The organism is Mesorhizobium calcicola (assembly GCF_042682105.1).
Lineage (GTDB): Bacteria > Pseudomonadota > Alphaproteobacteria > Rhizobiales > Rhizobiaceae > Mesorhizobium > Mesorhizobium calcicola.
Window position 1 is genome coordinate 156,347 of the sequence record NZ_JBHUGY010000076.1, and the last position, 21,222, is coordinate 177,568.

Annotated in this window: 15 protein-coding genes and 3 pseudogenes; 10 read left to right on the forward strand and 8 right to left on the reverse strand. The window is 61.7% G+C overall.

Annotation, left to right across the window (positions count from 1 at the left end):
* The first annotated feature begins 67 nt into the window (after positions 1 to 67).
* Together ACFSQT_RS37515 and metF are read left to right on the forward strand one after the other, a co-directional pair.
* On the forward strand, positions 68 to 1,075 hold the full coding sequence (locus tag ACFSQT_RS37515; protein ID WP_379027057.1) for an ArsR/SmtB family transcription factor: 1,008 nt from the start codon (positions 68 to 70) through the stop codon (positions 1,073 to 1,075).
* Positions 1,075 to 1,992 (forward strand): methylenetetrahydrofolate reductase [NAD(P)H], encoded by a 918-nt coding sequence (gene metF, locus ACFSQT_RS37520; RefSeq protein ID WP_379027058.1) that lies wholly within the window; start codon positions 1,075 to 1,077, stop codon positions 1,990 to 1,992. The genes ACFSQT_RS37515 and metF overlap by 1 nt, the downstream gene beginning before the upstream one ends.
* A gap of 395 nt (positions 1,993 to 2,387) precedes the next feature.
* Here the strand turns inward: metF and ACFSQT_RS37525 are convergent, their stop codons facing one another.
* Positions 2,388 to 3,305, reverse strand: coding sequence for a DMT family transporter (locus tag ACFSQT_RS37525; RefSeq protein ID WP_379027059.1), 918 nt, complete (start codon positions 3,303 to 3,305; stop codon positions 2,388 to 2,390).
* Positions 3,306 to 3,501: 196 nt separating this feature from the next.
* Here ACFSQT_RS37525 and ACFSQT_RS37530 point away from each other — a divergent pair, with 196 nt between their 5' ends.
* Positions 3,502 to 4,722 carry an alanine racemase gene (locus ACFSQT_RS37530; RefSeq protein WP_379027060.1) on the forward strand — a complete coding sequence of 407 codons (1,221 nt, stop codon included), beginning with the start codon at positions 3,502 to 3,504 and terminating at the stop codon, positions 4,720 to 4,722.
* An 81-nt stretch (positions 4,723 to 4,803) separates the two neighbouring features.
* On the opposite strand, the gene ACFSQT_RS37535 is transcribed toward ACFSQT_RS37530, so the two are convergent.
* Positions 4,804 to 5,535: an SDR family oxidoreductase gene (locus tag ACFSQT_RS37535; protein ID WP_379027061.1), complete on the reverse strand. Its 732-nt coding sequence runs from the start codon at positions 5,533 to 5,535 to the stop codon at positions 4,804 to 4,806.
* Between the two features lie 130 nt (positions 5,536 to 5,665).
* Between ACFSQT_RS37535 and ACFSQT_RS37540 the strand changes: the two genes are divergently transcribed.
* Positions 5,666 to 6,307, forward strand: a complete 642-nt coding sequence (locus ACFSQT_RS37540) for a LysR family transcriptional regulator (protein ID WP_379027062.1) — start codon at positions 5,666 to 5,668, stop codon at positions 6,305 to 6,307.
* 4,237 nt (positions 6,308 to 10,544) lie between these two features.
* Here the strand turns inward: ACFSQT_RS37540 and ACFSQT_RS37545 are convergent.
* The 3 genes and pseudogenes from ACFSQT_RS37545 to ACFSQT_RS37555 all read right to left on the reverse strand — a co-directional run bounded on the left by ACFSQT_RS37545 (position 10,545) and on the right by ACFSQT_RS37555 (position 13,253).
* Positions 10,545 to 11,615 (reverse strand): annotated as a pseudogene (locus tag ACFSQT_RS37545) (methylenetetrahydrofolate reductase).
* Positions 11,616 to 11,801: 186 nt separating this feature from the next.
* On the reverse strand, positions 11,802 to 12,611 hold the full coding sequence (locus tag ACFSQT_RS37550) for a hypothetical protein (RefSeq protein ID WP_379027063.1): 810 nt from the start codon (positions 12,609 to 12,611) through the stop codon (positions 11,802 to 11,804).
* A gap of 252 nt (positions 12,612 to 12,863) precedes the next feature.
* Positions 12,864 to 13,253, reverse strand: coding sequence for a hypothetical protein (locus ACFSQT_RS37555; RefSeq protein WP_379027064.1), 390 nt, complete (start codon positions 13,251 to 13,253; stop codon positions 12,864 to 12,866).
* A gap of 495 nt (positions 13,254 to 13,748) precedes the next feature.
* Between ACFSQT_RS37555 and ACFSQT_RS37560 the strand changes: the two are divergent.
* From ACFSQT_RS37560 to ACFSQT_RS37585, 6 genes and pseudogenes are all read left to right on the forward strand, one after another.
* Positions 13,749 to 14,087, forward strand: a pseudogene (locus tag ACFSQT_RS37560) (DUF2293 domain-containing protein).
* A gap of 1,250 nt (positions 14,088 to 15,337) precedes the next feature.
* Positions 15,338 to 15,652 carry a hypothetical protein gene (locus ACFSQT_RS37565; RefSeq protein WP_379027065.1) on the forward strand — a complete coding sequence of 105 codons (315 nt, stop codon included), beginning with the start codon at positions 15,338 to 15,340 and terminating at the stop codon, positions 15,650 to 15,652.
* A 120-nt stretch (positions 15,653 to 15,772) separates the two neighbouring features.
* Positions 15,773 to 16,096 (forward strand): aminotransferase class IV, encoded by a 324-nt coding sequence (locus ACFSQT_RS37570; RefSeq protein ID WP_379027087.1) that lies wholly within the window; start codon positions 15,773 to 15,775, stop codon positions 16,094 to 16,096.
* Complete coding sequence (locus ACFSQT_RS37575; protein ID WP_379027066.1) at positions 15,981 to 16,469, forward strand: aminotransferase class IV; 489 nt, start codon at positions 15,981 to 15,983, stop codon at positions 16,467 to 16,469. Before ACFSQT_RS37570 ends, ACFSQT_RS37575 begins: the two co-directional genes overlap by 116 nt.
* Positions 16,470 to 16,745: 276 nt before the next feature.
* On the forward strand, positions 16,746 to 17,213 hold the full coding sequence (locus tag ACFSQT_RS37580) for an SDR family NAD(P)-dependent oxidoreductase (RefSeq protein ID WP_379027084.1): 468 nt from the start codon (positions 16,746 to 16,748) through the stop codon (positions 17,211 to 17,213).
* Positions 17,210 to 17,359: a hypothetical protein gene (locus tag ACFSQT_RS37585; protein ID WP_379027067.1), complete on the forward strand. Its 150-nt coding sequence runs from the start codon at positions 17,210 to 17,212 to the stop codon at positions 17,357 to 17,359. The genes ACFSQT_RS37580 and ACFSQT_RS37585 overlap by 4 nt, the downstream gene beginning before the upstream one ends.
* Before the next feature lie 917 nt (positions 17,360 to 18,276).
* On the opposite strand, the gene ACFSQT_RS37590 is transcribed toward ACFSQT_RS37585, so the two are convergent.
* The 3 genes and pseudogenes from ACFSQT_RS37590 to ACFSQT_RS37600 form a co-directional block, all read right to left on the reverse strand.
* Positions 18,277 to 19,050 (reverse strand): hypothetical protein, encoded by a 774-nt coding sequence (locus tag ACFSQT_RS37590; RefSeq protein ID WP_379027068.1) that lies wholly within the window; start codon positions 19,048 to 19,050, stop codon positions 18,277 to 18,279.
* 370 nt (positions 19,051 to 19,420) lie between these two features.
* Positions 19,421 to 19,701 (reverse strand): annotated as a pseudogene (locus tag ACFSQT_RS37595) (GFA family protein); the annotation flags it as partial.
* Between the two features lie 660 nt (positions 19,702 to 20,361).
* The gene (locus ACFSQT_RS37600; protein ID WP_379027069.1) at positions 20,362 to 20,946 is read right to left on the reverse strand and encodes a hypothetical protein; all 585 of its coding nucleotides are present in this window, start codon (positions 20,944 to 20,946) and stop codon (positions 20,362 to 20,364) included.
* Between the last annotated feature and the right edge of the window lie 276 nt (positions 20,947 to 21,222).

Consider the following 21,222-nt stretch of genomic DNA (forward strand, 5'->3'; position numbering starts at 1 on the left):
AGCGCTTGCAACGTTCCGAAAATCGACATAAACATATGTTTATATCTTTTTCAAAGAGAATACGCTGATGCATGTCTCGCTCGACACCATGGTGGACACATTGAAGGCGGCGGCCGAATCCAGCCGGCTGCGCATATTGGCACTGTTGTCGCGCGGCGACCTCACCGTTTCCGATCTTACCGAAATTCTCGGCCAGTCGCAGCCGCGCGTTTCGCGGCACCTGAAGCTGCTTCTGGAGGCCGGGCTGATCGGCCGCTACCAGGAAGGGTCGTGGGCCTTCTTCCGGCTGTCGGATGCGGATTCCGCGCGCGACTTCGTCATGGGGCTGGTTTCCGGCATTCGCGACGCCGATCCGCAGTTAGAGCGCGATCTTGAGCGCTTGGCTTCAGTCAAGCGCAAGCGGCAAGATCGGGCGGCCGAGTATTTTTCCGTGAATGCGGCAAGCTGGGATCATATCCGTTCGCTGCATGTGCCGGACCGCGCCGTCGAGGCTGCGATGCTGAAACTGGTCGGCAAGCGGCCATTCCAGTCGATGCTCGATCTGGGCACCGGCACCGGGCGGCTGCTCGAGATATTCTCTCCGCTCTACCGGCGCGGTGTCGGCATCGACATGTCGCGCGAGATGCTGACCGTGGCGCGCGCCAATCTCGACAAGGCCGGCGTTTCGAATGCGCAGGTGCGGCAGGGCGATATCTTCGCACCGCCGGTCGAGCGCGATGCCTTCGATCTCGTCACCATCCACCAGGTGCTGCATTATCTCGACGATCCTGCCCGCGCCATCCACGAGGCGGCGCGGCTTTTGCGCCCGGCCGGACGGCTGGTCATCGTCGACTTCGCGCCGCATGCGCTAGAGTTCCTGCGCGACGAGCACGCGCATATGCGGCTCGGCTTTTCCGACCGGCAGATCGCCGACTGGTTCGCTGAAGCCGGCCTCGACCTCGAGGACAGCCAGGAGTTCGAGCCACGCGGCGGCAACGAGGCGAGGCTCACCGTAAAGCTCTGGCTCGGCCGCGACCGGCGCCTGCTGATCGCCGATCCTTCCAACGACACAAGGCAGATAAGGGAAGTTGCCTGATGAACCAGTTCCGCTTTTCCCGCCGCCCCGACATCGGTGACAAGGTCAGGGTTTCCTTCGAATTCTTCCCGCCGAAGACGGACGAGATGGAGGCGAAGCTGTGGGAGACGGTCACCAGGCTGGAGCCGCTGAAGCCGAAATTCGTCTCGGTGACTTATGGCGCCGGCGGCTCGACGCGCGAGCGCACCGCCCGCACCGTAAAGCGCATCCTGACGGAAACCGGTATTCCGGCCGCGGCGCATCTCACCTGCGTCGGTGCAACGCGCGAAGAGGTCGACGCGGTCATCCAGGATTACAAGTCGATCGGCATCAACCGATTCGTGGCGCTGCGCGGCGACCCGGCCTCCGGTGTCGGCGAACCCTATCGCCCGCATCCCGGCGGCTACGAGAATGGTGCGGAACTGGTCGCCGGACTTAAGACGATCGCGGATTTCGATATCTCGGTCGCGGCTTACCCGGAAAAGCATCCGCAAAGCCCCGATTTCGCCACCGACATCGAGATGTTAAAACGCAAGGTCGACAATGGTGCGACGCGCGCCATCACCCAGTTCTTCTTCGACAACGATCTCTACGAGCGCTATGTCGAGCGCGTCCGCCGCGCCGGCATCTACATCCCCATCGTGCCAGGCATCCAGCCGGTTCACAGTTTCAAGCAGGTCGCGAACTTTTCCGCGAGGGCGGGCGCGCATGTGCCCGGCTGGCTGGCGGAGCGGTTCGAGGGCCTTGACCGGGACCCGCAGACGCATGCGCTGGTGGCGTCGGCGGTGGCGGCCGAACAGGTCATGGATCTGGTCGAGCGCGGGGTCGGCGATTTCCATTTCTACACGATGAACCGAGCCGATTTGGTCTTTGCCATCTGCCACATGATCGGCATACGCTCGCATGAAGCGGAGGCTGCGGGATCAGCCGCGGCGTGAATAGGGCTCGACAACAAAAGGCCGGGTAAAAACCCGGCCTTTCGAATCCGTTAGACTATCGGGTGCTGGTCTTCCCCGTCTTGGCGGGTCAGGGAAGAAAGCCCATAATGAGGGCTCCGATGAAGGCGAACGCAGCACAGATCATCAATGCGTTGATTGGCCTCGTAAGTCCCATGACATAGCCTCCTCTTAAAGAGCTATGCCTGAGAGTCTAGGTTCATTTGTGCCACAGGCAAGCGGAAAATGTGCTGCATTGCGACGTGATTGCTAGATTTGCGACCTCGCTTTTGCCGTTAGGCATTGAAACTCTTCGGTAAAAACCCGCTTCAGACCTGTGAATAAATTGTGGCGGCGGTGTGACGTTGCCGTGTCATAGCAGCGCTACCGTGTCGGTCCTAACGCCTTCCGAACAGCCGCCCGTCGATGGTGACGAGGCCAAGTGCGATCAGCGCCACGCCGCCGATTTCGAACAGTTCGAGCCGTTCGCCGAGGAACAGGGAGCCGAGCAGCATGGCGCTGGCCGGCACGATGAGTGTGACCAGCGAGGCGTTGGTGGCGCCGGCCGAGGCGACGAGGTTGAAATAGAGGATATAGGCGAAGGCGGTGGACAGTAGCGCCAGCGCCAGCACCGCCGCCCAGACCGGCGGCGAGGCGGAGAACAGGCCCGTCGGACCATAGGTGAAGAGCACGATCGGGATCATGATGATGGTCGAGGCGGTCAATTGTCCGGTGGCGATGACCGGCGAGGGCACGCCCTTGAAGCGGCGGGCGACCATCAGCGCGACGCCATAGGACAGCGAAGCGCCGATCAGCGCGAATTTGGCCCAGACAGGGCCGCCGAGGCCGGCAGCGAGGCCCGGGCCGATCATCACCGCCGTGCCGGCGATGCCGAGCCCAATGCCGGCGAGCTTGTTCCAGGAGAGTTTTTCGTCTGATGTCAGCGCGTTGGCGAGGATCAGCGTCCAGAACGGCGTCGTCGCGTTGAGCACCGAGGCGACACCGGCACCAAGCTGGGTCTGGCCGGCGAAGATCAGCGAGAAGGGGACGACGTTGTTGGTGACCGCCAGCAGGAAGAACAGGCCGGCGTGGGAGAGCGCGAGGCGGAAGGACGGTCCGCGAATGGCGAGATACAGCTGCAGTGCAATCGCGGCGATGGCGACGCGGAACAGCACCAGCACCAGCGGGTGAAACTCCGCCACCGCGATGCGGGCAAAGAAGAACGAGCCGCCCCAGATCGCGCCGAGCAGCAGGAGCTGCCCCCAGTCCTTGAGCACCATCGGCCCGCGTGGTGCTGATGTCTCGGCTATTGCCATGTCAATCGTCCTCTCCAGACTGCCTGAATGCCAGCCAGTCAGCCAGAAGCCATATCGGGTCCGGCGGCAAGGGCCACCCAAAACCTGACTGATGGCAAACCCTCCTGCCAGAGACCTGGCGCCGCCAGACACAGAATTGTTTTCATTAGCCGCTAGCTTGGACTAACTGTGCGTAGGCTAGGTCAGGGATTCGTCCATGCAGCGATTCGAGAATGCCCGCGAGGCGGCACTGGCGCTTCGTCCGGACGATCCGGTCTATTGCTTCCGCCCGCAGGTGCTGATGGCGGATGCGAGACAGTTCATGGGCATGTTCCCCGGCAAGACGGCTTATGCGGTCAAGACCAATGGCGAGCCGATCGTGCTCAAGGCGCTGGTCGAGGCCGGCGTCACCGCTTTCGACGTCGCTTCGCCCGGCGAGTTCGCCGCCGTGCGCGCCGTCTCACCCGATGCCGAGATGCTCTACATGCATCCGGTCAAGGCGCAGTCGGACATCAAGCTGGCGCTGGAGAAATACGCCATCCGCGTCATTTCGCTCGACCATGAGGACGAGATTGCCAAGCTGACCAGGGTGGTGCGGGCGCTCGACATCGATCCGGGCGCGATCAGCGTGTTCGTGCGGATCCAGACGAAAGGATCGGCCGCCTATGAACTGTCGAAGAAGTTCGGCGCCGGGCCAGCCTATGCCGTCGAACTGGCGGAGCGGTTGAACCGCACCGGCTACAAGGTTGGGCTGTGTTTCCACGTCGGCAGCCAGATCGAGGATCCCGACACCTATGAGCGGGCGCTGGCTTCCGCCGACTGGGTGCGCAACCGGCTGACCTTCGACATTGCCGGGCTCGACGTCGGCGGCGGCTTTCCGGCCGAGTATGGGCATGATCCCAACCGCAAGCTGATCGAGATGCCGTCGCTCGGCCAGATCATGTCGCGGCTTTCCGGCGACCTGAAGGAATACCAGTTCGACCAGATGCCGCTGGTGGCGGAGCCGGGCCGGGTGATCGTGGCGCGCTGCCTGTCGCTGATCGTGCGCGTGCTGCTGCGAAAGGGCAAACGGCTCTACATCAATGATGGCATCTGGGCATCGCTGTCGGATTCATGGACCGGCAAGATCACGCTGCCGGCCCGTTTCATCCCCGATCCGGCGATCCGCTCGCGCAATGGCGAGGAAAAGAACATCGTGCCGTTCAAGGTCTGCGGCGCGACCTGCGATTCCGTCGACATCCTGTCGCGGCCGTTCTGGCTGCCGGAAACCGTCGACACCGGCGACTGGATCGAGATCGGCCATATCGGCGCCTATTCGCTGTCGCTCCGGACCCGCTTCAACGGCTTTTATCCCGACACCTTCGTCGAGGTGACGACACCATTCGACGAAGGCGATGCGCCGCAAGGGTTTGCGAGTTTGGAGACGATGGCGAATTAGCCGTTTGTTCTACGCAACTCCCCAGGGAAAGCGCTATGCGCTTTTCCCGGGAAACCGCTTCACACTTTTCCTGGAATTGCTCTAAGCAACTCCGCCGCCGGCCTGGATGTTCTCACCGGTCAGCCAGCGCGCCTCGTCGCTGGCCAGGAAGACCGCGACATCGGCAACGTCGCGAGGCGCACCGATGCGGCCGAACGGCGACATGCCGGCCGCTACGGCCCGATCACGCTCCGGGAGCAGATCGGTGTCCGTGAAGCCCGGCGACAGCGCATTTACCGTTACACGGCGCGGCCCGAGTTCACGCGACAGGACGCGCACGAACTGTTCGACGGCGCCCTTGCTGCCGAGATAGAGCGCTGTCTGAGTGAAGAACATCTTGGTGCCGCCAGTCGAGACGGCGATGATGCGGCCGCCATCGCGCACGCGGCGCGCTGCTTCCTGAAGCGTAAAGAATGTGCCCCTGGCGTTGGTGCCGAAGACGAGGTCGAAATCGGCTTCCCTGGCTTCGATCAGTGGCTTGATGACGGCGACGCCGACATTGGCGACGACGATATCAAGGATGCCGAGCTGGCTCTCGGTCTCGTCGAACAGGCGGCGGACATCGGAAACACTGGATATGTCGGCCTGGATGGCGACCGCCTTTCCGCCCTTGCTGGCGATGGCAGCCACCGCCTCGTCAGCGGCTTTCTTGTTGCCGACATAGTTGATGACGACGGCCGCACCGCTTGCAGCAAGCCCCTCTGAGATGGCGCGGCCAATGCCGCGCGAACTGCCGGTGACGAGTGCGGTTTTGCCTTGCAACGATCGATACATGATCAATTCCCTTCAACTATTTCTGGGCCATGTCGGTTTGGTATGACGCGGCCTGCCGGGAAAATAGCGATATGCAATTGATCATGTAATAGTCTATTATTTGACTGACTTGTTAATCTAGGAATACACAATGCGCGGATCCGAATTCACTGAGCTCAAGGCATTTTCGGCGATCGTGGAAGAGGGGAGTTTCGTTCGTGCGGCCGCCAGGCTGCGGGTGTCGCCGCCAGCACTCAGCCAGTCGATTCGGCAGCTGGAGGAGCGGGTCGGCGTCAGATTGCTCAATCGCACGACGCGCAGTGTTTCACCGACCGCTGCCGGCGATAAGCTGTTTGCCCGCCTTGCCGTTGCGTTTGGTGAACTGGACGGCGCGGTGGCCGACGTTCATGCTGTGCGTGACCGGCCGGGAGGCTCGCTGCGCATCAACGTGCCGCGCGTCGCCGCGGTGCGGTTCATCGCGCCGATCCTCGGTGACTTCCAGCGCGCATATCCCGATATCGCGCTGACGGTCATCGTCGACGACATGCTGACCAACATTGTCGAAGGGCGGTTCGATGCTGGAATCCGGCTCGGCGATCGGCTGGAAAAGGACATGGTGGCGGTCAAACTGAGCGGAGACCTGCAAATGGCCGCTGTAGCCGCCCCCACCTATTTCGAGAACCGGGCCATCCCTCGCCATCCGCAGATCACACGTGTCATTTCTATCCCCCCCCTACCTCTCACTCACTCTCTACGTTTTTTTGTGATGTCTCTAACACACTACACTGTGTGATGCTATGAGGTCCCCTTTCCTAACTATGTGTGTGTTTCACTCGTCGCACCTGTCGTCTTTCTCTCTATTTGACACCCTTTCCTTTTAGCGTCCCCGAGCCACTCAGACGAACACGCCCACACATTGACAACTGTTGGCAGAATGTGTACTAATGGACTTCCATCGCTGATATACGCGCTATTATGTACTCGCGGAATTCACTGGACGTTCGCACGAGTGCCATGACCGTACCGCGGCGATTTTGGGCGGCCACGTGATGCGCAGCGCCTCCCGGCGTGTCAGGTGCTTCACTGCACACCAGGCATGAAACGTCGGCCACAGCACGCCGTCCTTTCACCCAAAACGCAACGGGCAAGGAGGGCAAACGGCTATCGCCGGCAGCGGTCGCGTGAAACACTGCGCGTCGTGCGATGGTGCAATCTGACGCCGACCCGCTGCCCTCACAGTGCCGAATCGACTGGAGGAGTGTGGCGGCGACACCCGCAGCAGCGGGTCCGCACGAACGAAACTTCCCCCGCCCACCGATCGCCGAAAATGCCTTGAGCTCCAGTGAATTCGGATCGAGCATTGTGTATTCCTAGATTAACAAGGCAGGCAAATAATAGACTATACTGATCAATTGCATTATCGTATTTTCCCGCAGGCCGCGTCATACCCAAACGACAGAGCCCAAAAATAGTTGAAGGAATTGATCCTGTATCAATCGTTGCAAGGCAAAACCGCACTCGTCCCTGGCCATTCGCGCGGCATGGCCGCGCCATCTCAGAGGGGCTTGCTGCAAGCGTGCGGCCGTCGTCATCAACTATGTCGGAACAGAAAAGCCGCTGACGAGGCGGTGGCCTGCCATCGCCAGCAAGGGCGGACAGCGGTCGCCATCCAGCCGACATATCCCGTTGTTTCGACGTCCGGCCCCGCCTGTTCGTAACGAGACCGAGAGCAGCTCGGCATCCTGGATATCGTCGCTCCAAATGTCGGTGCGTCGCCGTATCAGCCACTGACGAAGCCGGGCAAGCGATTTCGACCTCGTCTTGGCACAACTCCGGGGCACATTCTTACGCTTCAGGATAGCAGCCGAGCCGCGTGCGCGATGGCGGCCGCATCATCGCTAGGTCCTAGCCTTGGCGGCACCAAGATTTTCTTCAATCAGACATCGTAGATCTTTTCCTCCCCTCCCCGGCAGCAAAGGCTCCGTCGGTGTAAACAGTTCGTGCGCGGTCCTGTCGCGTGAACTCGGGCCGCGCCGTGTAACGGTCAAAATGCGCTGTCGCCGGGCTCACGGACACCGATTGTTCCCGGAGGGGGGGGGGGGGGGGGGGGTGGGCCGTGATCGGGCCGTAGCGGCCGGAATGTCGAAGTTCGGCGCATCCGGTGGCCTCGCGACGTTGCGATGTCGCGGTTTCCTGGCAGCGACGAGGACGCGCTGGATTACCGGTGAGAAACACAGGCGGCGGCGGAGTTGCTTAGAGCAATTCCAGGAAACGTGTGAAGCGGTGTCAGGGCAAAGCCAGCTAGCGCTTTCCCTGGGGAGTTGCGTAGACCAAACGGCTAATTCGCCGGTGGGGCGACATCGTCTCAAAACTCGAAACCCTGGGCGCACGCCTTCGTCGAATGGTGTGTCACCTCGACGAAGGTGTCGGGATTACAAAAGCCGTTGAAGCGGGTATTTTTTTTTTTTTATTTTTTTTTTTTGTGAGCGACAGCGGAATAGCGCCGATATGGCCGAGTTCGAGCCAAAGTCGCCCCGGTAGTCGACGGTTTTCGGCAGCCAGAATACGGCCGCGAACAGGATGTCGACGGACAATCGGCAGGATCGCGCCGCAGACCTTGAACGGCGATGTCTTTTGCTCGCCAGTGCGCGAGCGCGATAGCCGTGAGTTCGGGGATGAAAACGGCCGGCAGGTGATCTTGCCGGGTCCTAGAAATTCCGACAGAGATGCCCGATGCCATCATTGATGTCGAGCCGTTTTCCTTTGTCAAGCAGCACGCGCACGATCAGCGACAGCAAGCGCCATCGATCACCACGGCCGGTCCGCCACCAGACGGCAGTCTGTGAACTGGTATTCCGTCCAGGTAGCGGAAAGCCGCGACATGATCTGGACGAGCGACGGACATCTAGATCAGCTTGCGGTTGGGATCATGCCCATACTCGGCTCGGAAAGCCGCCGGGACGAAGTCGAGCGGCAATGTCGAAGGTCAGCCGGTTGTCGCACCCAGTTCGGCGAGAAGACAGCGCACCTTTTTTCACTCATAGGTGTCGGAGATCCCGATTGGCGCGACGTGAAACACGGCCCAACTTGTACGTGCGGTCAACCGCTCCGCCAGTTCGACGGCATTAGGCTGGCCCGGCGCCGAAATTCTGCGACAGTTCATAGCGGCCGATTCCTTTCGTCTGGTCCGCACGAACACGCTGATCGCGCCGGAGTCGATGTCGAGCCGCGCACCACCCGGTCAGCTTGCAATCTCGTCCTCATGGTCGGCGAAAGACGCGGAGGCGTATTTCTCCAGCGCAGCTGATGTCCGACTGCGCCTTGACCGGATGCATGTAGAGCATATCGGGATCGGGCTTTGAGAGACGGTGCGCGCACGGGGGTCGAACTCGCCGGCGAAGCGACGTCGGAAAGCGGTGACGCCGGCCCGACCAGCGCCTTGAGCACGATCGGTCGCCATTGTCTTGACGCATAAGCCGTTTCCGGGGAACAGCCCATGAACTGTCTGCATCCGCCATCAGCACCCTGCGGCGGAAGCAATAGACCGTGATCGTCCGGACGAAGCGCCAGTCGCCGCCTTCTTTTCCCCCCCCCCCCCCCTCCCCCCCCCCCCCCCCTCCATCCCCCCGGGCAATTTCGAATCGCAGGCATTGGACGAATCCCGGACATAGCCTACGCACGTTGGCCAAATCTAGCGGTAATGAAAACAATTCTGGTGTCTGTGCTTGCTCGCTCTCTGGCAGGAGGGTTTGCCACCATTCAGGTTTTGGTGGCCCTTGCCGCCGGACCCGATATGGCTTCTTGGGACTGGATGGCATTCAGGGCGTGTGGGAGAGACGATGAATCGATGGCAATGAGCCGAGAACATCAGCACCACGCGGGCGATGGTGCTCAAGGGTATGTGGGAGGCTCCTGCTACTCGGGCGCGATTTGGTGCGGCCGTTCTTCTTTGCCCGCTCTCGGTTTGGCGGAGTTTCAGACTCTGGTGATGTCTGTTTCGCGTCGCCATCGCCGCGATTGCACTGCAGCTGTATCTCGCCATTCGCGTGGACGTCCTTCCGCCTCGCGCCCCACTCTCTCCGACGCGGCCTGTCTTCCGGCTGGCGGTCACCAACAACGTCCGTCCCTTCTCGCTGATGCTCTTCGCCGGCTCAGACCCAGCTTGGTGCCGCGCTGTCCTCGAGTGCTCAACGCGACCACGCCGTTCTGGACGCTGGATCCTCGCCAACGCGCTGACATGCAGACGAAAACTCTCCTGGAACAAGCTCGCGCGCATTGGCTCGGCAGCCCCTGCACGCGCGGTGGAATGCATCGGCGCGTGGTCCTCGCTGCCGCCTCGGCGGCTTCCCTGTCTGGTGGTCAAATTCGCGTCTGATCGCGCCGCTTCGCTGTCCTCTGGCGTCGCGCGGTATGTGCGCCGCCGCTTCAGTGGCGTGCCTCGCCGAGTCATCGCCACCAGGACAATGACGCGCCTCGACCAGTTCATCATGATCCGAGCGTGCTCGTCACTATGGGCGACGGCACTGTTCTCGCCTCGCCTGCGGTCTGGGCGGCGGTGGCTGGCGCTGGCGCTACTGTCCACCGCCTTTTCGCTATATCTCTATCTTTCAACCTCGTCGCCTCGGCGCGCGCACCGATACGCTCGCTGGTCACACTCATCGTGCCGAGCCAGCGCATGCTGCTCGCTCCTGTCTCGGCGAACGGCTTCGTAACTGTTCGAAATCGGCGGTCGTGCGCTGACTCGCATTGTTCTCTTTGTTTTGGTTTGGCTCTCGTCACCATCGACGGCGTCTGTTCGAGGCGTTAGGACACGACAGCGGTAGCGCTGAACTATGACACGCGCAACGCACATCGCACGGCGTCGCTACAATCTGTGTTTCAGCAGTCTGAAGTCGGGTTTTTTACGAAGAGTTTCAATGCCTAACGGCATAAATGCGAAGTCGCAAATCTAGCATCTCACGTCGCAATGCAGCATCATTTCGCGCTTGCCTGCTGGCACAATGAACCTAGACTTCTCAGCGATAGCGTCTTTAAGAGGAGCTGTCATGCGCTCGAGGCTGTGCGGGTGGGCTTCCACGCCTTGATGATCTGTGCTCTGCGTTCAGCCTCGATCGAGCCCTCATTATGGGGCTTTCGTTCCCGTGGACCGTCTCACGTACGGGGCGTAGAGACCAGCACCCTGATAGTCTACTGTATCGTGTACTTTCTGTAACGCAGTGTTTACGCTGTGCGCCTTTTGTTGTCGAGCAGACCAACCTTCGGCGCTTCCAGCATCCTGCTCTCCACCAACAACCACCACGCTCACCCCACGAGCTGTCATATTCCACGCCGCGGCTGCGTCCGTCAGCTCCGCCGTTCATGCGAGCGATATGCTCGATCAGGCAGATGGCAAAGACTCCAAATCGCTCGGAGTTCATCGTGTAGAATGGAAATCGCCGACCCACGCGCTCGTCAGATCCATGTACCTGTCGGCCGCCCACCGCCGACGCCACCGCGCATGCGTCGCGGGTCCGGTCAAGGCCTCGAACCCGGCGCCGCCGCCAGCCGGGCACATGCGCGCCGCCCTCGCGTAAACAGATGGCTGACCTCGCTTGAAACTGTGACCGGCTGGATGCCTGGCACGATGGGATGTTAGATGCCGCGCGGCGGACGCGCTCGCCATAGCGCTCGTTAGAGTCGGTGGCGAGACGAGACTGGGTGATGGCGCGCGTCGCACCATTGTCGACCATGCGTTTAACATCCTCGGCTGTCGTGGCGAAATCGGGGCTTTGCGGATGCTTTTTCGTGTAAGCCGCGACGCGAGATATCGAAATCGCGCTCGTTCCTCAGTCCGGCGGACCAAAAAGTCCGCACCTTCTCGTAGCCGCGGGCTGCGGGCGATAGGGTTCGCCGCCACGGGAGCTCGGTCGCCTGCGCAGCGCCACGAATCGGTTTGATGCCGATCGTCGACTGTAATCCGTGGATGACCGCGTCGACCTCTTCGCGCGTGCACCGACGCAGGTGAGATGCGCCGCGGCCGGAATACCGGTTTTCAGTCGGGATGCGCGTTTACCGTGCGGTGCGGTGCGCTCGCGCGTCGAGCCGCCGGCGCCGTAAGTCACCGAGTACGAATTTCGGCTTACAGCGGCTCAGCCTGGTGACGTCTCCACAGCTTCGCCTCCATCGCGTCGTCTCGGCGGGAAGAATTCGCAAGGAACCTGCCTTGTCACCGATGTCGGGCGCGCGGGAAAAGCGGACTGGTTCATCAGGCACTTCCTTCTCTGCTTGTGTCGTGGAAGGATCGGCGATCAGCAGGGCGCCGGTCGGAAAACGCCGAGCAGAGCTTTACGGTTAGCCCGTCGTTGTTTTTTTTTTTTTTTTTTTTTTTTTTTTTTTTTTTTTTTTTTTTTTTTTTTCTTTTTTTTTTTTTTTTTTTTTTTTTTTTTGTTTTTTTTTTTTTTCTTTTTTTTTTTTTTTTTTTTTCTTTTTTTTTTTTTTTGTTTTTTTTTTTTTTTTTTTTTTTTTTTTTTTTTTTTTTTTTTTTTTTTTTTTTTTTTTTTTTTTTTTCCCGCGCCGCGGGTCTCGAACTCCTGGCATTGTCGCAGCGAGGCCGAGGCGGCTTCAGCGAACGCAGTCGCGATCTGCCGGTCGTGAAAGCCGAGCCGCATATGCGCGTGCTCGTCTGCGCAGAACTCTGTTTCAGCGCATGCACAGGCGCGAAGTCGACGATGACCAGCCGTCCGGCCGGCGCAAAAGCCGCGCCGCCTCGTGGATGGCGCGGGCAGGATCGTCGAGATAATGCAGCACCTGGTGGATGCCGTGACGAGATGCACTCGAAGGCATCGCGCTCGACGGCGGTGATAGAACCAAACTAGGGTGCGAAGATATCGATCGCGTGCGCCGCCACTGCGCATTCGTGCAAAGCGCCGACCTTGTCGAGATGGCGCGCGCACGGGCAGCATCTCGCGCGACATGTCGATGCCGACACGCGCTACGGTAGAGCGGAGAGAATATCTCGCGCAGCCGCCCGGTGTCCGGTGCCCAGATCGAGCATCGACTGAATGGCCGCTTGCCGACCAGTTCAGTGCATCTGCGCCTCGACGCGCGCGGTCCGGCACCTGCAGCGAACGGGTATGTATGAGCCCAGCTTGCCGCCTTCACGGAAAAATACTCGGCCGCCCGATCTTGCCGCTGGCGCTGACTGAAGCCAAGCGGCTTCAAGATCGCGCTCTAACTGCGGATCGGCGTCGCGATGCCGAAACCAGCCCATGACGAGTCGCGCGCGGATATCGCATCCTGACAGGCCGGAAGCAAGCCCACGACCTTCTGGTAGCGGCACGATCAGCCAGGCCTCCGAAGGGCAGCGCCTTTCAGGTGCCGCGAAACGCGCGCCTGCGACTGCCGAGGAATTCGGTAAGTATCGGAAACGTGAGGTCGCCGTCGCGGACAACAGTGCCATATGCGCAGCCGGCTGGATTCGCCGCCCGCTTCAATGTGTCCACCATGGGGTCGAGCGAGACATGCATCAGCGTATTCTCTTTGAAAAGATATAAACAGTGTTTATGTCGAATTTCGGAACGCTTGCAACGCGCATATGTCGCTTCCGTGACAAGAAAATGCCGCTTGCGTGGCGTTCGGAGAGCCAGGCCAATGATCGGCCCGCGTGAGATGTTCGAACGTGCGCGAAGGCGCGCAGAGGCTGGACCATGATCCGGCAACGATGCCGCAGCGATGGTGGGGTCGTCTTCATCGCGCCGCATCACCCTCGGCCATGGACGTACGCGGGAGACCTGCCCGAAGACCATGCGCGCCGCGCGCGAGGCGGCCAGCGCGGCGGGTGCTGACCGTCGACGTGCCCTATCAGCAGTGTGGCGGGGCGCGGCTGCAGGGCCGGGCGCGAAGCGCCAGCACAGTCATCATCCGTCGTGGCCTGCACATGCGTCCGCGGACTCTGATTGCGCAGAAACCTGGGGTCGCCCATGCGGCTGAAGCGAAAGCGTATTCGCCTGCGCTCCCTGCCCGGCCGAACCGGTAGGCTTGCATGTGGCCAGGCTCGTCGCGCGGGCTCGACATCGGCACGGGGCGCGCTCGATCCTCGACGCCATCGATGTGTGCTCGACGGCACGCCGGTCTCTCGTGCATCGCAAGCCCTATTTCGCCTACGACCGATGCTTCTCGCGAGGCGATCATCGAAGGACGTGACGGGCCCTAATGGGGTTCGGCGATGAGAGGCGGCGACTGGACGCCGTCGCGCCATCGCACAGGCGCTGACGACACGTCTGTCCGCTGGCACCCTATGCCGACATGGAGAGGACTCGCGCTGTATGCGGCTCCGTTCACATGAAGACCCTGCGCCGACGATTGCCGTGCGGCTGCGACCTAGTGTGCCCACATCCGCCACGTACCACCGGACTCCGAAAAACTGCTTGCCGAAGGCTATGACCGCGACTCGGCGCTGGTTCCTCGTCATCGAGACAGTACCAACATCATATGTGCTCACTCGCTGGCGCGCGACACGCTGCTTCGCGCGACGACGGGGAGGAATGAGGCGATCAGTCGGTTTATGCCGTGTTCTAGCCGGCGACCGCATGTAGGGCTGGCCATCGAGATTAACCTTGCCGACCCACGTCCTAGGACAGGATTTCCCATTGAAAAAACCTGACGTGATGTCACCGCCGTCGATGCATCACTTGTCCTGACCAGAGGGCTGATGCTCGTCGTGGAATTGCCGCACGACGTCTCATCCTGCGACGTCTGCGACAGCGATCCGCCGCAGCCAAGGTGACGCATTATCGAATCGACGCGCCGTCATCCGCTGATCGTCATGGTGCGATCCAGACCAGTCGGCAGCCGTGGCGTCACCGCGAGACTCTGTGACGACTGCCGACACACAGGTGCGCGGTACAGCGTCGTCTGCGCCGGCACGTATCACCGCGCATAGGGACACTTCTGGAAGATCGGTGTCAACTCACTAGCGTTGTCTCATCGCAGCGATAGGTCTGGCCGCCCTGGCACTAATTCCTCGCCTGCGCGCGCGCACTGAGCGAAGGCAGCGCTCGCACTGGACTAGCACATGAAAAGCCGTGAACATGACCGGCCCAAAACACTGTCCGCTGCCATGTACCCTCCGCGTTTGTCCGCATCATAAGCAATTCTAATGCAACGCCACCGATCACGAGGCCGATGACGCAGCGCCTTGGTACTAGGCTCCCTCCGCGGCCCGATACCCTACCACTGTGCCAGTTTTCATCTCACCGCATGTCGATCCGCAGCAGCGGGTTCCTCGCTACATCGAGGGAAATTCCGTTGCGGGCGAAATGAGGGACCATATGACATCGACATTCATCCGACTGACCGCAGCGCCGCTCAAGACGCAGGACATTGCCTGACATTGCCGCCGCGTCATGCATTGGTCGAGTCTCGCCCGATGGTGGACGCGCTGCTCCGAGCCAGCCGCGCGGTGATAGAACGCCACGCGGCAGAGAACCGTCCCGTCTACGGCTGACACGGCACTCGGCGCGCCGTGGATACGCTTCAGCGGGCGGTATGCTGTGTGTTGCCTATCAACGTCCGGGTTGCGTGGTCATTCCGTCGGCTTGTGGGCCGGCTTTATGCCGCAGGAGGCGTACGCGCGATGATGGCGGTGCGGCATCGGCGCATGGCAGCCGGCGGTACGGCAGTTTCGCTTGCGCCGCGGAGATCCGCGGGGTGCGGACACACAATTGGGCCTGCGAGCGCCGACGAGGTCCTACAGGCGTGTGCGCGATCGGGTCGCTCCCTCGAGGAGGGAACGGGAACGGCAGCGGATGTCGCCGGCATCGCGTGCGATGGATAGGCCGCGGCGATGGCGCCCGGCGGAAACGACCTGACGGAGAGGCGAGATGAGCAGCACAACGATCTGCAACAGAAACTCTGCCATCGTTTCGGCCGCCACGTCGACCACGCATCCTTCCACGCGTCGCTGCCTCGGTTATCTGGCCAGTACCTGCCGATGTCGCAAGCCAAGATCTCGGTGCTGGACTGGTTTGTCTGCCTTCCGACGCCACTTACGACCCGTGCATGTCTGGACGGTCGCTTTCTTCGCCTCGACCTGCATCTCGACCGCTTTCTTCGCTGGGGAAAAGCTGCGCATGACAAACCCTTCACCGCGAGGCGGTAAGCGAAATCCTGCACAATTGCGTGCGCTGTCCGGCATCGTGCCGCCTATGTCGAATGCGGTGCACGCGCGGAGCCCTCGCCGACCTTCAGCCGCGACCCGAGCCAGGCGGTCAACCGCTTCATGGCGTTCGCCGTGCCGTTCGGTTCGGTCGCCAATGCCGAGCAGTTGCGGCGGGCGGCCTGCGTGTCGCCATCAGCGACAAGGTGCGCATCCGCCGCCTCGATCGACCCAGCGAATCAAGAACTACCACTGGCTCGATTGGTGCGCGGCCTCTACGATGCCTATGGCCGCGGCGCGGAAACCGCGCTGATTCTCGATTTCAACGGCAATGTCGCGGAAGGTCCGGGTTTCAACGTCTTCTGCGTCAAGGCTGGCAAACTGTCGACGCCGGCCATTGGCGTGCTGCCGGCATCACCGGCGCACCGTCTTCGATCTCTGCGCTGAACAAGGTCTCGCCGCCACCGCCGCCGATGTCAGTGTCGCCCCGCTGCGCGAGGCAGACGAGGTCTTCATCACCTCGACCGCCGGCGGCATCATGCCGGTGACGGAGATCGACGGGCGCCCGGATCGCCGACGGCAAGGTTGGACCGGTCACCAGCCGGCTGATGGCAACTCTACTGGGAGAAGCACGACGACCCGGCATGGTCGAGCCCGTGATTTATCCCTGATCGACCAATTTCTTGTTCTACGGGCGGCGTCTGTTCAAAAGATTTCCCCCGCCTCTGGAAAAGCCCGGGATCGACCGTTTGCCCGAAAGCGGAGAAGCCTCCGCTTTCACTCCGAAATCACGCCGCAGGGCAAGGACTCCACATCATGACAAGCAAGGTTTGGTTCATCACCGGATCGTCGAAGGGCTTTGGCCGCGTCTTGGGCCCGGGCCGCACTCGCCCGTGGCGACAGCGTTGCCGGCGACTGCCCGCGCGATTACCGGCACACTCGCCGATCTCGTCGAGAAGTACGGTGACAGATTGCCGCCATCAAGCTCGACGTCACCGATAAGAAGGCCGTCGATGCCGGCTGTCGCCGAGGCGCACAAGCGCTTTTGGCCGACTGACGTCGTCATCACAATGCCGGCTATGGCCATTTCGGCGCCATCCGAGGAAGTCAGCGAACAGGAAGCCGCGACCAGATCGAAACCAATGTGTTCGGCGCGCTTTGGGTCACCCAAGGCCGCGCTGCCGATCATGCGGGCGCAGCGCTCCGGCACATCATCCAGATCTCGTCGATCGGCGGCGTCAATGCCTTTGCCTCGCTCGGTCTCTACCATGCCTCGAAAGTGGGCGCTGGAAGCCTTCAGCCTCAGTCGCTCGGCATCGAGGTCGCGGAATTCGGCATCCATGTGACGCTGGTCGAGCCCGGCGGCTTCTCCACCGACTGGGCCGGCCCGTCGGCCAAGGTTTCCAAGGCGATCGAGGCCTATGCGCCCGCCGCCCAAGATGGCCGAGCGCGCGCCAATTTCGGTCGCCGGCGATCCCGAGGCAACCCGCCGGCGATGCTGGCCATCGTCGTGCCGCGAGCCGCCGCTCAGGGTGTTCTTCGGCGACTGGCGGCCTGCCGATGATCAAACAGGAAATTCGCCAACCGCATCGCCACCTGGGAAAAGTGGACGACGTTTCCATCATGGCGCAGGGCGCGAAAAAAGAACCGCAAGGGTTAAGGCCGGCCAGCGCTTTTGTGGCCTGCGCCGGCCCTCGCGGGGGCGTGTAGCCCCTGCCTGTGTGCGAGGGCGAGCATTTAGCTACTCTGATAAATCCAGGCTGCTCGGGCACCCGCACAGATATCTCCTCTCGGCCGTCCTTGTGATCATTCCCGCCTTCTCGACCCAGGCGACAATGCCTCGCAGCCGCTTAGCCGTCTTTCGGGAACAGTACGCGCCGGCCTCGACGTCGGCCATCCTGCATGTTCGGCGATCGAGCGGCCCGGCGATGCGGCAAGGCCCGTTCTGTGCATCGACCTTGATGGTCACGCCGTCCTTGAAGAACAGGAGCGTGCCGGCCGGCAGGCATCGACAAATGCGGCACACCTTCGATCAAAAGGTTTGCGCCGATCCATTCCGGCTTGATCGCGACCAGGCCCATGCGTTCGGCGACGACAGCCAGTTTCATCCGCTGCCGCGATCGACAATTGCCGCTCGTTGCGGATTTCGGTGCCGCGGGGGTACCAGGCTCGCGCCCTGCCCCGACGGGGCGCGGTCGCGCCGGCATGGGAAATCGCCTGTGATATTCCATCGGAGCCCAGCCGCAACGCATCGCCGGGCGCGTCTCGAAATGATCGATGGCGCGAGGTAAAGCGCTGCCACCTTGGCGGCAAGCTTGCGCGCCGGGCACGATTTCGATCGGCTTTTCCGCTTCCGGGAAGAGATCCAGCATAGCGTGCTTCCTTCAATCAGACGCCTTGGTTTTGCCCTTCGACCGCAAGCCGCAAGAGCGGTTTTGGGCAAATTGTGCGCAACTCTTCTGCCGAGGCTCCGTCTCGCGCGCTGGATCGACATGCCGTTCATACCACCCGCCAGATATTTTTGGCGAGCCCTCGATTGAAGACCTTCCGGCAGGTCGCCCACTGCCCGGCCCTTGGCCAGCCGCTCGGCGATCGCCGCTTCACTTGCCTGTGCGATACCCTTGAGTTCATCGGCGATGGCTTGCGCCTGCGGCGAAGCCGCGAGCGCACCGCTGACGAACAGGCAGCCACCCGGCTTGCCGGGCCTGGAGTAAGCCTCCGCCGCTCCGAGGCAGCAAGCGCCGCACCGCCTCCCCGTCGGCACCGGGCGCGCCCAGCGCCTGCAGCGCAAAACCGATTCTCGTCTGGTGGTAGCGCGTCAGCGCCCTGCGGAACAAAGTCTCCTTGTCGGTGAAGGCATTTAGATCTGCGGCGGCGTCAGCCCATCGCCTCGCGCAGCATGGCCACGACGTCGCCTCATAGCCATGCTCCCAGGTGACGAATCTCGCGGCATCCAGTGCCCGTCGGGATTCGAATGCGCGCGGCGGCACCCCGAGGCTTTTCCAAATTATCCATAGTGATCGATACGAAACCTGTTGACTCGCCTTCTCTCCGTAACGTAACAATTGATACGAAAACTGGCAAGCCGGAAGACATATCCGCCGGAACACCATGGAAACCAGCGAAAAGGAGAGCCAAATGCCCATCACCGGTGACCGCGCCCGAAGGCGTGTGCTGACCGAAGCCGGAGAACGCGAGATCCTGCCGCGTCTCAGCGCGCCCTCATCGAAGCCTCTGGCGCCACCGGCAATGCGTCTTCCACCGCGATCGTCGGCGGCACGGTCCACGTCCTGCCGCTGCACCGCATCTATGCCGGTGGCGCCAATCGCCCGGTCGTCATGGTCGAGCTGAAGCTGCCAACGTCGCCTGGCTTCAATCGAAGCCCGCCATGCCTTCATCACGCGGCCGCCGGGATTGTCGGCGAGCTCTGCGTGCCGGCCACCGGCCTGAAAACACCTGGATCAACATCGTCAATGCCGCCTGACGGGGCTGGGGCATCGGCAGCAGGCAATATTCAGGCGAGGCGCTTGTCGCTGCCGCAATAGCCGCAGCGCCATGACTTGGCGGCTGCGATGACAGGAGTGGACCATGCGGCTCTCCCCTTCGCTGTTCTTCCACCACCAATTGCGAGCCGGGCACTGGCCTTCTACGAAAAGTTGCGGTCTTGGGCCGGGCAACAATCCTGCTGCGCCTGTGGGGCGACAACCACATGCCGGTGCGAACCGAAGCCATGCGCGGAAAGGTGCTTCATGCGCGGTTCGAAGGTCAGGGCACTGCAACGCCGATCAGCGCCGGCAGATTGTCGCCTTCCAATAGACCGTCGATCCGCAGTTTGGACAAAAGTAGGTGTGGACCTTGCCACCGCTGCCGCATCGCGGGTGAACTCTTTCGCAGTTTCAGAGATGGCAACAGTGTCGACCGGTAAAAGGCGCGACGCTGAACGGCGCGCCGGTTCTGCGTTGGCAGTCGAGACAATGACAGGCGACGACCAGTTTTGACGGTCCAGGAAGCGCAAGCGTGAGAGCGCCGCAATTGCATCGGGCATCAGTCATTTGGAAAACCTCCTTTGTTGAAGCGAGATCGCATGGATTCAAACTGAGACACTCTCCGACACGGGGGGTGTCGAGAGTCAGGTCAGGCTGAGGAGGAGCAGGATGACGGGCGCGAGCCGGAAGACCGGGCCGGAATCGAGGCATGTTGACTGCACGGAAGCAGCAGGACAGCCGCCGTTCGTGGCCGGCTGATATCGAATGCCCTGTCTAGAGGCATTACTCAGCGAAGCGCGCCACCGATAGAATGATCCCGCGCCAAACGCGCAGATCAAGCCGAAATCGCGCGTCGGCTTCATGTCGGGCAGTGTTCGTCTCGACAGCGCAACGCGATGGCGCCGCGCGCCCGCCGTGTGCCCAGCCGTTCCAGCACCATCGCGCGCGGTCGTGGTCGACACTCGTGGCGCAGAACTGCAGTTATCAGGATCATGCGTCATGCGCGCATTGGCCTGATATACGCAGCCAGAAGCGCCTGACCGCCTGCGGCGTCAGCCCGTGCTCGGCCAGGAATTCGACGATGAACTTCTGCCCGGCGAGGTGACTTCCTTGAACACCTTGTTGCCGACCTGCTTGATCAGATTGCCTTCCAGATTGATCATGTAGGATCATCCGGGCGGTGCGGGTGTGGTAGCCCAGATTGGCGGATGTTGTTCGACATTTGCGTCAAGATGCGTGTGTCCAGCACCTCGAAACGCCCCGGCCGTTGTCGCCCTGCGCCAGCCCCTCCACCAACATCGACACCGGAGGCATCGCCGAAGATGAAATGGGTCTGCCGATCGCGGAAATTGAGATGCCCGTGATGATTTCTGGCGTCGTCACCAGAATGCGCTTGTGCGCGCCCGAGCGCACCAAATTAACCGCCATGTGAAGGGGCGGCCGCCGCGGAAGAGCAGCCAAGTCCCATGTCGAAGCCGGCGCCCTTGGTGCCCACGCCTCCTGCATTTCGATGGCGATCGCCGGATAGGGCCGCTGGTGATGCGAGGCCGAGCAGATCACCAGGTCGACATCGGACGGCTTCAGCCCGGCATGGTCGAGCGCTTTCCTCGCCGAGGCGATGCCGAACTCGGCCTCGAGCGACAGCGCGTCGTCGGGCCGTACCGGAATGCGCGGCGCCATCCGGGTCGGGTCGAGAATGCCTTCGCGCTCGATCACATGGCGGGTGCGCACGCCCGAGGCGTGGACGATGAAGTCGCTGTCCGATTTCGCCAGTGGCGGCTCGTCGCTGCCCTGGCGGCGCGCATTCTCCATGTCGACCCAGGCATTGAAGCTGGGACCAGTTCTTCATTGGTGATCGTGGGTTCGGGATTTCAACGCCGATGCGCCTGATGATGACGCGATGCATGTCCAGTCCGTCCCATCCGCAGGCGTTGCGGCTTCATGTGGGCGCCGGAACGCTCCGGCGCAACACTTTTCCTCACTGAGGCGGTTTACGCAACTTAAGCCCGGTTCACCAGGCGCAGAGCTTGGGTGTTGGTCTGCGGATTTGTTCCAGCAGGCGCCATCATGCGGCTGCGCACGAACTGC